This is a genomic window from Acinetobacter sp. V2 (genome assembly GCF_001188385.1).
GTDB classification, from domain to species: domain Bacteria; phylum Pseudomonadota; class Gammaproteobacteria; order Pseudomonadales; family Moraxellaceae; genus Acinetobacter; species Acinetobacter oleivorans.
In genome coordinates this window covers 1,267,646-1,279,030 of record NZ_JZFB01000001.1, presented here as the reverse complement: position 1 = coordinate 1,279,030, position 11,385 = coordinate 1,267,646, and the positions used below count along the sequence as shown (strand labels likewise).

At 38.9% G+C, this 11,385-nt stretch carries 9 protein-coding genes; 6 read left to right on the top strand and 3 right to left on the bottom strand.

The genetic code is table 11. The features are described from left to right. From UC75_RS20335 to UC75_RS05825, 5 genes are all read left to right on the top strand, one after another. Positions 1-714: potassium-transporting ATPase subunit KdpA (locus UC75_RS20335; protein ID WP_228137113.1), on the top strand; the 714-nt coding region annotated here is incomplete at its 5' end. An 8-nt stretch (positions 715-722) separates the two neighbouring features. Next, positions 723-2,762, top strand: a complete 2,040-nt coding sequence (gene kdpB / locus UC75_RS05840) for a potassium-transporting ATPase subunit KdpB (protein WP_128825138.1) — start codon at positions 723-725, stop codon at positions 2,760-2,762. Between the two features lie 13 nt (positions 2,763-2,775). Further along, positions 2,776-3,381 (top strand): potassium-transporting ATPase subunit KdpC, encoded by a 606-nt coding sequence (gene kdpC, locus UC75_RS05835; protein ID WP_049837001.1) that lies wholly within the window; start codon positions 2,776-2,778, stop codon positions 3,379-3,381. A 38-nt stretch (positions 3,382-3,419) separates the two neighbouring features. Continuing rightward, a complete protein-coding gene (locus UC75_RS05830) occupies positions 3,420-6,074 on the top strand; it encodes a sensor histidine kinase (protein ID WP_049837000.1) in 2,655 nt (884 codons plus the stop codon). Positions 6,075-6,085: 11 nt separating this feature from the next. After that, positions 6,086-6,802, top strand: a complete 717-nt coding sequence (locus UC75_RS05825; RefSeq protein ID WP_049836999.1) for a response regulator — start codon at positions 6,086-6,088, stop codon at positions 6,800-6,802. Between the two features lie 72 nt (positions 6,803-6,874). Here UC75_RS05825 and UC75_RS05820 read toward each other — a convergent pair whose 3' ends face one another. Continuing rightward, positions 6,875-8,299 carry a glutamine synthetase family protein gene (locus UC75_RS05820; RefSeq protein WP_049836998.1) on the bottom strand — a complete coding sequence of 475 codons (1,425 nt, stop codon included), beginning with the start codon at positions 8,297-8,299 and terminating at the stop codon, positions 6,875-6,877. 406 nt (positions 8,300-8,705) lie between these two features. On the opposite strand from UC75_RS05820, the gene UC75_RS05815 reads away from it, so the two are divergent. Continuing rightward, positions 8,706-9,254 (top strand): DUF2799 domain-containing protein, encoded by a 549-nt coding sequence (locus tag UC75_RS05815; RefSeq protein ID WP_049836997.1) that lies wholly within the window; start codon positions 8,706-8,708, stop codon positions 9,252-9,254. 45 nt (positions 9,255-9,299) lie between these two features. Here UC75_RS05815 and coq7 read toward each other — a convergent pair whose 3' ends face one another. Together coq7 and UC75_RS05805 are read right to left on the bottom strand one after the other, a co-directional pair. Then, complete coding sequence (gene coq7, locus UC75_RS05810) at positions 9,300-9,935, bottom strand: 2-polyprenyl-3-methyl-6-methoxy-1,4-benzoquinone monooxygenase (protein ID WP_049836996.1); 636 nt, start codon at positions 9,933-9,935, stop codon at positions 9,300-9,302. A 3-nt stretch (positions 9,936-9,938) separates the two neighbouring features. Further along, a complete protein-coding gene (locus UC75_RS05805; RefSeq protein WP_128825137.1) occupies positions 9,939-11,261 on the bottom strand; it encodes an MFS transporter in 1,323 nt (440 codons plus the stop codon). Between the last annotated feature and the right edge of the window lie 124 nt (positions 11,262-11,385).

Here is an 11,385-nt window from a genome sequence, read left to right as displayed (position 1 = left end):
AAAGAACAACGTTTTGGACCAGCCGCATCAGCAGTTTGGGCAGCGATCACTACGCAGGTGAATAACGGTTCGGTCAATATGATGCATGATTCTTCTGCGCCGCTTACTGGTTTAGTCGAACTCATCAACATGTTGATCAATGCGATTTGGGGTGGTGTGGGCTGTGGTCTGCAACAGTTTATGATTTATCTATTACTTGCAGTATTTATTGCAGGTTTAATGATAGGTCGTACCCCTGAATTGTTTGGGCGCAAGATTGAAGCAGCAGAAATTAAATTGCTCGCGATTATTATCTTGATTCAACCTTTAGTCATTCTTGCATTCACCGCATTAAGCCTCAGCGTTCCAGGCATATCTGGAATTAGTAATCCAGGACCACATGGTATTAGCCAAGTGTTCTACGAATATGTTTCTGCATTTGCCAACAATGGTTCAGGTTTTGAAGGTCTTGGAGACAACACTGTATGGTGGAATGTCACTTGTAGTATCGCTCTACTGTTAGGACGTTTTCCGACATTAATTTTGCCATTAATGATTGCGACACGTTTAGCAGCAAAAAGAAAAGCACCCGAAACAGCAGGTAGTCTTCAAGTTGAAACTCCAACCTTTGCTTTAACGCTGATTACGATTGTTGTGTTGCTTACCTTATTACAATTTATGCCAGTTCTTGTCCTTGGGCCTATTGCCGATCAACTTTTGTTGGTTAAAGGCTAAGGAGGCGAGTGAAAATGAATACACAAACTCATGTAAATAGCCATAAACAAACCATGGCAGTGCCAAATTTTGAAGTTTGGAAAAATGCATTTGTGAAACTGCTACCGCAGCATGCAATTAAAAACCCTGTGATGGCAATTGTATGGCTTGGAACAGTGGTTACAGGCATTAGTACAATCTTAGGTTACACCACGCTGTTATTTGGTTTAGTGGTTACAGCAATTCTGTTTATTACCATTTTATTTGCTAATTATGCCGAAGCAGTTGCAGAGGCTAGAGGCCGTGGGCAGGCATCTTCATTACGTGCAGCAAGAGAAAATTTAACGGCTCGAAGACTCAACTCTTTGACAGACCGTCAAGCGACTCAAGTTGCAGCGACTGAACTTCATTTAAATGATTTTATTGAAGTACATGCAGGTGAGCTTGTTCCAGCCGACGGTGAGATTGTAGAAGGCTTTGCCACTATTAATGAATCGGCTGTTACAGGTGAGTCAGCACCTGTGCTACGTGAAGCTGGAACAGACCGTTCAGGTGTTATTGGCGGAACCAAAGTACTTACAGATCGTATTGTTGTGCAAGTGACTGCTGAATCTGGTCAAAGTTTCTTAGACCGTATGATTGCTTTGGTTGAAGGATCAAATCGCCAAAAAACACCGAATGAGATTGCACTTGGCTTTTTGTTAATGGTGATGACAATCACGTTTTTAATTGTCGTGATTAGCCTGCCATTTATTGCCAAGTATTTGCATATTGAACTTGATCCAGTTGTGCTCGTGGCGTTATTGGTCTGCTTGATTCCTACAACCATTGGTGGCTTGTTACCTGCGATTGGTATTGCAGGGATGAACCGTGCCCTCAAAGCCAATGTTTTGGCGAAATCAGGTAAAGCGGTAGAAGTTGCGGGTGACATTGATGTGCTGTTACTCGATAAAACAGGAACCATTACTTATGGTGACCGTCAAGCGACTTCTTTTTATCCTTTAACTTCGGTAACCGAGTCTGAGTTGAGAGCTGCTGCTTGGGTGAGTTCACTAGCCGACCCAACACCAGAAGGAAAGTCGATTGTTAAGTTAGCAAAAGAGCAAGGTTTAAAACAGCAAGAACCTGAGCAAGCCGAATTTATCTCTTTTAGTGCTTCAACTCGAATTTCCGGTGTGAATTTACCGAATGGTGACCAAATTCGTAAAGGTGCTTTAGATGCAATCTTAAAGTTTGTAGATGAAGACTATTCTCAAGATTTAGAGTTAAAAGCACGTGTTGAACAAGTTGCTAAAAAAGGTGCAACACCATTAGTCGTAGCAAATCAACATCATGTATTGGGCGTGATTGAACTTTCAGATGTGATTAAACACGGCATTAAAGAGCGTTTTGCCCGTTTAAGAGAAATGGGCATTAAAACCGTTATGGTTACAGGTGATAACCCATTAACTGCGGCCGCGATTGCTGCTGAAGCTGGTGTAGATGATTATATTGCCGAAGCAAAACCAGAAGACAAACTGGCTTGTATTCGCACAGAACAACAACAAGGCCGTTTAGTTGCGATGGTCGGTGATGGAACAAACGATGCACCAGCACTAGCACAAGCCGATATTGGCTTAGCCATGAACTCGGGTACACAAGCTGCAAAAGAAGCCGGCAACATGGTTGATTTAGACTCTGACCCGACCAAACTACTCGCTGTAGTTGAGATTGGGAAACAGCAACTGATTACCCGTGGTGCTTTAACAACATTTTCGTTAGCAAACGACGTCTCTAAATACTTTGCCATCTTGCCTGCATTGTTCGCTGCTGCGATTCCACAAATGCAAGTATTGAATGTAATGCACTTAGCAAGTCCAAGCAGTGCGATTTTATCTGCATTAATTTTTAACGCGATTATTATCCCGTTATTAATTCCAATTGCACTCCGAGGCGTGAAATTTAAACCTTCAACTGCAACTCAGTTACTACGTCGAAATATGTTGATTTATGGGGTGGGCGGTGTGGTTCTACCATTCATTGCCATTAAAGCGATTGATGTAGTGATTGTTCAATTATTTGGTTTGTAATCTGGAGTTTGAAATGAAAACTTATGTACAAAATTCAGAAGCAAATTTGGGTCAGACCTTAAGAGCATCTTTAGGATTATTAATTTTTACTCTGGTGGGTTGTGGTGCTGTTTATAGTGCTATCGCTACAGGTGCTGGACAAGTTTTATTCAATAATCAGGCCAATGGTAGTTTGATTGAAATAGACCATAAAACTTTAGGGTCAAAATTAGTCGCTCAGCCATTTGTGGGAGAGGCTTATTTTCATCCACGTCCTTCGGCAGTCGCTTATGACCCGATGGCTATGGCAGGTACAAATTTAGCTCGTACTAATCCTGAACTACAGCAACAAATTGATGCTCAGATTCTTGCGGTGAAAAAACAAGATCACACAGGTAATGCACCGATTCCAAGCGATTTGGTGACTAAATCGGGGAGTGGTATTGATCCGCATATTAGTCCTGAATCTGCTCAGTTACAGGTGGCTCGAGTAGCTCAAGCGCGTCATGTAGACCCTAAGGTTGTGGAAGAGCTTTTGCAAAAGCATATTGAACCGAAGCAGTTTGGTGTATTGGGGCACGCTCGTGTTAATGTATTAGAACTCAATATTGCTTTAGATCAATTACAATCTACACATTAACTTAAAAATAAAGTTGTTAGTTTACCGGATGATATCAAGTGCAAAGCAATCGCGAAAATCAGGCTGAGGCCTTATTAAATCATGTCAACAGATATCAAGCCGGTCGACTAACGGTCTTTTTAGGTGCAGCACCTGGCGTTGGAAAAACCTATGCCATGCTTGCCCGCGCCAAAGAGTTATTTCAACAGGGCACAGATGTTGTTGTGGGTATTGTTGAAACCCACGGAAGAATAGAAACTCTAAAAATTTTGGAAGGCTTACCTGAAATTGCTAGAAAGGAAATGCAATATCAGGGGCATACATTAGAAGAAATGGACTTGGATGCTATTCTGCTTCGGCATCCAGAAATTGTTTTGGTCGATGAGTTGGCTCATCGTAACGTACCGAATAGTCGTCATGAACGACGTTGGCAAGATGTCAATGAATTGCTAGACGCAGGTATTGATGTATTTACGACCATTAATATTCAGCATTTAGAAAGCCTAAATGATGTGGTCTACCAGATTACGGGGATTCGAGTAAATGAAACGGTCCCAGATCGGGTATTTGATCGTATTCGAGACATTCGCTTAATTGATTTACCCGTCAGTGAACTGATCGAAAGACTCCATCAAGGAAAAGTCTATGTGCCAGAGCAAGCAAATCTGGCATTACAAGGCTTTTTTAGCATTTCAAATTTAACAGCATTACGTGAGCTGGCAATGCAATGCGTTGCAGAGCATGTCGATTCAGATTTAAAAGAGAGCTATGCCTCTAAAGGTTTGAAGTCTATCTCGTTGCAAAATGAATTGATGATTGCGATAGACGGGCAAGGTTCTTCTGAATATTTAGTACGAGCAGGTTGTCGATTAGCAGAGCGTAATGGTGCTACGTGGACTGTAGTGAATGTTGCTAAAAGTTTGGACTTTGGTCAGAGTTCAGCAAATTCATATAAAAAAGAATATATTGAGATTGATCGTGCATTTGAGCTGGCTCGGCAACTCGGTGGTCGAACAGAAGTTTTATATGGCCATCGAGTTGCGTCAGTATTAATGGATGCCGCCGTTGATCGAGGTATTTCCAATTTAGTCATTGGCAAAAGTATTTCGCCGTGGTGGTTAAAGTTATTTAAGAAAAATTTAGCTCAGCAATTATTAAATCAAGAAAACTCGATTGCTTTAACCATTTTGCATCCAGAACAGAGTACTAAAAAGATCAATCAGATTGAAAAGCCATCATTTTTATCATTAAAAGAAAGTATTTTTGTTTTAGCTGTTACATGTGTAAGTATTTTTATCGCTCACTTTGCCGAAGTTCTCTTAGGTATTGAAGACTTTTCCGTCATTTTCATTATTTCAGTTTTAATTGTAGCAACGAAAACTAGAATGCTTGCTGCGGTAGTAGCCGCTCTTATTTGTTTCTTGGCCTATAATTTTTTCTTTATTGCCCCACGTTTTACCTTACAAATTTCAGCACACCAAGGTGTAGTTACTGTTGTTGCTTTTTTTGCGGCAGCTTTAATTGCTGGGCGTTTGGCCTCTCAATTACGTCAGCAGGTTTTATCCTTAAAGGCAGCAAATGCCTACACTACGGTAATGCAAGACTTAGCACGTAAGCTTTCTAGTGCCGTGAACCTTGAAGAAGTCATGCAAACAGGTCGAATGACTTTAGAAACCCAACTTCAAACTAAGGTGTGGATTTCTATTCAAGATAGAGTCATTTCATCCGATATAGAGCTAAGCGATAAAGAAAAAGTCGCGGCAGATTGGTGCTTAAAACATCAACAACCGTGCGGACGTTTTACCGATACTCTTAGTCAATCGAACTGGTGGTTTTTACCACTTTTAGAGCAAAAAAATAGCCTAGGTATAGTGGGAATTTACTTTAAGGATGATGTGGTTTCTCTAAATTTTGAGCAAAAGAAACTGACGGAAAGTGTAATTGAGTATATTGCACAAGCAGCTCTTCGCACCCAATTGGTCAATGAACTTGAACAAGCAAAAGTCACCAGTGAAACAGAGCGATTACGTTCGGCTTTATTATCTTCGGTATCGCATGATTTACGTTCACCGCTTGCTTCTATTATTGGTGCAGCAGACACGCTTGCCCATTTTAAAGCTGATATGTCAGAACAAGACCAACAGGATTTACTCGAAACCATTCATTTAGAAGGCGAACGCTTAGACCGTTATATTCAAAACTTACTTGATATGACACGTTTAGGGCATGAAGGTCTATCTTTAAAAAGAGACTGGATTGGTGTGGATGAATTGATTGGTTCTGCAACCCGCCGTTTAAAGCGCTATAAACCAGATACTCAAGTATCGGTTGAATTACCTGAACAAGCGATTAGTTTATATGTACACCCAGCATTAGTAGAGCAAGCTATTTTTAATGTTTTAGAAAATGCCGCAAACTTTTCACCTCCAGATGAATCTGTCATGATTCGTGCTCATCTTTCATCAGAAGATGAAGTAAAAATAGAAATTGAAGATAGGGGGGCAGGAATACCTGAAGACGAAAGAAACCGCATTTTTGATATGTTTTACACCATGGAGCGCGGAGACCGCGGAAAATTTGGTACAGGTTTAGGGCTTACAATCGTAAAAGCGATTATTGGTGCTCATATGGGTACAATAGAAGCATTTTCAGGACGCCAAAATAAAGGTACTTTAATTCAAATCAGATTACCCATTCATCCAGTAAAAGAATAAGTTGTAAAGTCATGATAAGTTCAGAAACATCTCCTGTAGAAACACGTATTGTGATTATTGATGATGAGCCTCAAATCCGTAAATTTTTAGACATCGCTTTAAGAACACAAAAATACAAAACCACGCTCTGTGAGACAGGTTACAAAGGCCTAGAAACATTGGCGACCCAAGGTGCTGATTTGGTTATTCTTGACCTAGGCTTACCCGATTTAGACGGGAAAGAAGTACTCCAAGAATTACGTAGCTGGTCGAATGTGCCTGTTATTGTGTTATCTGTACGTGCCGATGAATATGAAAAAGTTGCTCTGCTCGATGCTGGCGCAAATGATTACATGACCAAGCCTTTTAGTGTGCAAGAGCTTTTGGCGCGCATACGTGTCATTTTAAGAAACCAACCGATTCAGCAAGAAGCACATGTGTATGACGATGGTTATCTTAAAGTTGATGTCACACAACGTTTAGTTTGGGTTGAGCAACAGCCAATTACTTTAACTCGAAAAGAATTTCAACTTTTGACGTTATTAATGCGCTATCAAGGTCAGCTTTTAACACAGCCACAACTTTTAAAAGAACTTTGGGGGCCAACCCATCAGGAAGATACGCATTATTTACGTATTTTGGTGGGTAAGTTGCGAAGCAAACTGGGAGATAATGCGATTCAACCACGCTATATTGCTACTGAACCTGGTGTTGGATTACGTTTTTTAGCTCAACAGAAAAATTATTAGATATAAAAAAACCTTAGGGTATTTCTCCCTAAGGGTTTGCAAAGTGATTTATAGTTTTTTAGCTTTTTTTATTTATATATCCCAATGTTGTTCTGCTTCAGTCATTTGGCTGTAAATATTTTGATATTCAGCTTGTTTCACTGTGTACCAATGCTCTACAAAGTCGGCCCCTAAATATCCTTTTAAAATCAGACTTCCTTTAAATATTTTTAAGGCTTCTGGTTGGGTGTTGGCTAATAGAATATGCTCGTCTTGAAATTTTAAAAGATGTGCAGGTTTTGGCAGTGGTAACTTGTGAGATAAGCCATAAGACACGCCAGCTAAAATAGTCGCTGCAACCAGATAAGGATTACAGTCGGCTCCAGCAACACGATATTCTAAACGTTGATTTTGTACATCTGAGCATGGAATGCGAATTGCGACATTACGGTTATTGGTATCCCAATTGGCTTCTAATGGCACATGATGACCAATTTTAAAACGTCTATAAGAATTAATATTAGGCGCTAAAATCGCCATAGATGCAGGCATTAACTCAATGAGTCCACTAATCGCGTTTAGTAATTTGACGGAAAGCTCATCTTTTTCTACTTCTGAGCTAAATATATTTTCATGATATTGATTAAGCAGACTCATATGAAAATGCATGCCACTTCCGGCTTTTGCCAAGTTCGGTTTCGCCATGAAACAAGCAGTTAAGTCATGCTTTCTTGCGACTTGCTTTACAATTCTTTTTAAAGCATTAATTTGATCGCATAGCTTCAAAATGTCATGGCTATGTTGAAGGTTTAATTCATATTGTCCAGGAGATGATTCCGCAACAATAGCGGTAATTTCAATAGATTGTAGTAGGGCGGCTTTTTCAACTTCATCTAGGACTTGTTGATAATTATTTGGCGCATCTATATCAAAGCATTGGTTTTCTATACATGTGTCAGCCTGATGCTGAGGTGAGAAAAGATAAAACTCTAGCTCGGCAGCCATGACAGGAAAATAATTGGTAGCATGTAACTGATTTAATAGTTTTTTTAATATGTTGCGTGGTTCATAGTGACAATCTGAACCATCTTCTTCTTGCATGGATAGGTAAAGCTGAGCATTCAATTCAGGAGATAATGCACTTGGTTGCAAGCTGCCTAAAATGGGCAGGCAAAGTCTGTCTGGTTCACCAATATATTTTCCTAAACCTGTCTCTTCAATCACTTTTCCATCTAGGCTCATAGCGTAAACAGAAAGTGGAAAATAGCATCCATTAGAGAGATTCTTTAAACTTTTAACATCAATCCGTTTGCCACGAATATGTCCGTTTAAGTCGTGCAGACAAATATCAATGTGCTGAGTCTGAGGATATAAATTTAAATATTCATCAACCTCTTTTAAAAAAAGCTCGGAATTGAAAATGTGAGTTTGTGTTGGAGGAATAAAATCATCTGATATTTTAAATGCCTTAAAGTGAGGATTTTGTAAGTTTAAACTTGGGTAAATATGCGTACTCATTATAAAAAACCTTGGTGGTTATTTAGCTAAAATCCTACCTTAGCCTTGGAAGTTAATCGCGTAAAAAAAGAGTAAAATGATTAAAGAGTAATTCATGAGTGGTTTTGGTTTTTTTATTTTAATAATCATAAGCTTGTAATTAATTTTTGAGGTAATTATTTTAAGTAAAATTAGTGTATAGAGGTAGTTTAAGAGTGAGTAAATTTCTGCGAATTTGCTTTTTAAAATTAAACAATATTAAGAATTATGACCTTTCAATTTGGTGAGAGGGTCAAACTGATTTAAACTTAAGGCTTATCCAGTGAGGCACTTATTTTTGAAGTCTTGAATAGAGCAGGACCTTTTAGGGTGTTTACAGGAATTTTATTTTTGCGTTTTTTTAATTTATTTTTTGAGTTCTCTTAATATGAAAAATATCGGTTTAGCCATTCTAGCAATCAGCCTTTCAGGTTGTGCTGCAATGAGCGTAGAAGAATGTAAGACTGCGAATTGGTCATTAGTGGGTGAGAAAGATGGTTCAAAAGGTTCATCGCCACGTTTAGATCAATATTACAAAGCATGTGGAAAAGCCAATATTGTTCCAGATCAAAAGTCATATGAACGTGGGTATAAAGAAGGTCTAGGGTATTATTGCCAGCCAACAAATATTTTTTATAGTGCTTTAGAGGGTAGTGGCAATATCAATGTATGCCCAGTTGAGCAGCGTAATCGTTTAAGACCTTATTATCAGGCAGCTTCCGATTACTATAATGCAAAAAATGAATATGATCGTTATGACGAAAAGTTTAAGCAATATTCTGACAGTGCTTATAACGAAAAATTAAAGCCAGAAGAGCGTGAACGTTATCGTAAGCTTTTAAGAGAACTACAAGTTGATCGTGACCGTATTAATCGAAACTATTGGAACTCAATTCGAGATATTGAGCGTTTTAAATACGATCACGGCTTAAAATAATATTTAAAAAAGGATTGATCCGAATTAGATCAATCCTTTGTTTTCTTAAAGATAATAACTAGTTTTTGTCATTAGCTTTGAAATAGCAGTCATCGTAATTTTTACTGCATATGGTAATTCAACACCACCTGCCTCAAGCGCTGTATGGCGATGATGTAATTCATCTTCATTCATTTGCTCTAAAATTTTACGAGAACGATCATCTTGAGCAGGTAACTGATTTAAATGATCTTGTAAATGAAGGCTGACTTGACGTTCAGTTTCGGCCACAAAACCTAAGCTATATTTGTCACCCGCAATACCCGCAAGTGCGCCCATACCATATGAAAGCCCATACCAAATTGGGTTTAATAAACTGGTATGACTATTTAGCTCTTTTAAACGAACTTCACACCAAGCTAAATGATCTTGTTCTTCAATTGCTGCTTGTTGCATTTCTTTTCGTACATTTGGCAATTTCGCCGTTAATGCTTGTCCATGATAAAGGGCTTGAGCGCACACTTCACCACTATGGTTAACACGCATTAAGCCTGCGACATGACGAGCATCCTCTACTCCTAGTTTTGCTTCAACCGATTCGGCCGGATTTTGGCGCTGTGCTGCGGTTGCACCCGGAACAAGACTACGTAATGCTTGATCAAAAGATTTAATGAGCTGATCAATTCCAGTATAGTGGCGCATAAATTAGTCCTCCAAAGAAAGATGTGCTGTGGCAAGCATTGGTTTTAGACGCGCTAGAAGCCAAATACTAAAGATTGCACTAAGTACAGCTGTAATAATAAATAGTATTTTAATATCAATTTTTAAAACACTTAAGATTAAGATTGAAAAAATTGCAGATGAAACCATAAAAACGGCATTTAAAATGTTGTTTGCTGCTACAACACGAGCACGATGTGAACGTGGTGAATAAGCCTGCATCATGGCATATAAAGGAACAATATAAAAACCGCCGCTAATCCCAAGTAAAGTCACCGCAATCATGACGTGATAGTAAACCCAACCTTGGGTAAAAATATCTTTTAACGTGAGTAATGCGCCAGTTCTTTCGGGTACAAAAGCTAAACTCGCGGCAAGGTAGAGTGCAAAAACGGTAAGACCAATCGCACCAATTGGTACCATTTTAATATTAATTTCTGAGCCACCAATTTTACGGCAAAGAAGAGACCCGACGCCAATACCGACTGAAAAGAAAGTAAGCAAAAGGCTGACCACATTTTCTGATGCATGCAGATTTTGTTGGGTAAGCTGTGGAATTTGCGTTAAATAAGTAGCGCCATAAAACCAATACCATGAGTTACCTAACAAAATGGTGAACACTAAAGGTAAGCTTTTAGCATATTTAATTGTTTGAAAACTTGTGCGAAGAAAATTCCAATCAATCTTTAAATCGGGTGCAGCAACTTTCTGTGGCAAGATGAAGCGACTACATAAATAGCCAATGCAAGCAATAATTACAACAGTAAGACTAATCCACAATAAGTTCCCATGTGAGGATGCAATTACAGCACCACCTAAAATCATCCCGAATAAAATTGCCATTGAAGTGCCCGACTGAAACAGAGCATTACCAGACATTAATTCTTGCGGTTTTAAAATTTCAGGCAAAATTGCGTACTTGATAGGACCAAAGAACGTTGAATGTGTCCCCATCAAAAATAAGGCAAAAAGAAGCAACCATAAGTGCCCCAACAGGAAACCAGCAGTACCGATGAGCATAATGATAATTTCTAAAACTTTTATGCCACGGACGAGTTGTGAACGCTCATATTTATCTGCAATTTGTCCAGCAGTGGCCGAAAAAAAGAAATAGGGCAAAATAAACAAGAGAGCTGCTAAATTATTGAGGGTACTTACAGGGGCAGATTGCTGTTGAATCAAGCCATAAGTAATCACTAATAATAAAGCCTGCTTAAAAACGTTATCATTTAATGCGCCAAAAAACTGGGTAAAAAACATCGGTACGAACCGACGTGATGTCATCAGGTGCTCATCTTGTTTCATCATGTGCAAACTTCATTATGTTTTATAAAAAAATGTGACCGATTGTTAATTTGCATCGAAAACCATGTATGATATTTTTAACGCTTGATTAAATGAAAAATCAATGGTTTTGAGTGAGTTTTACACT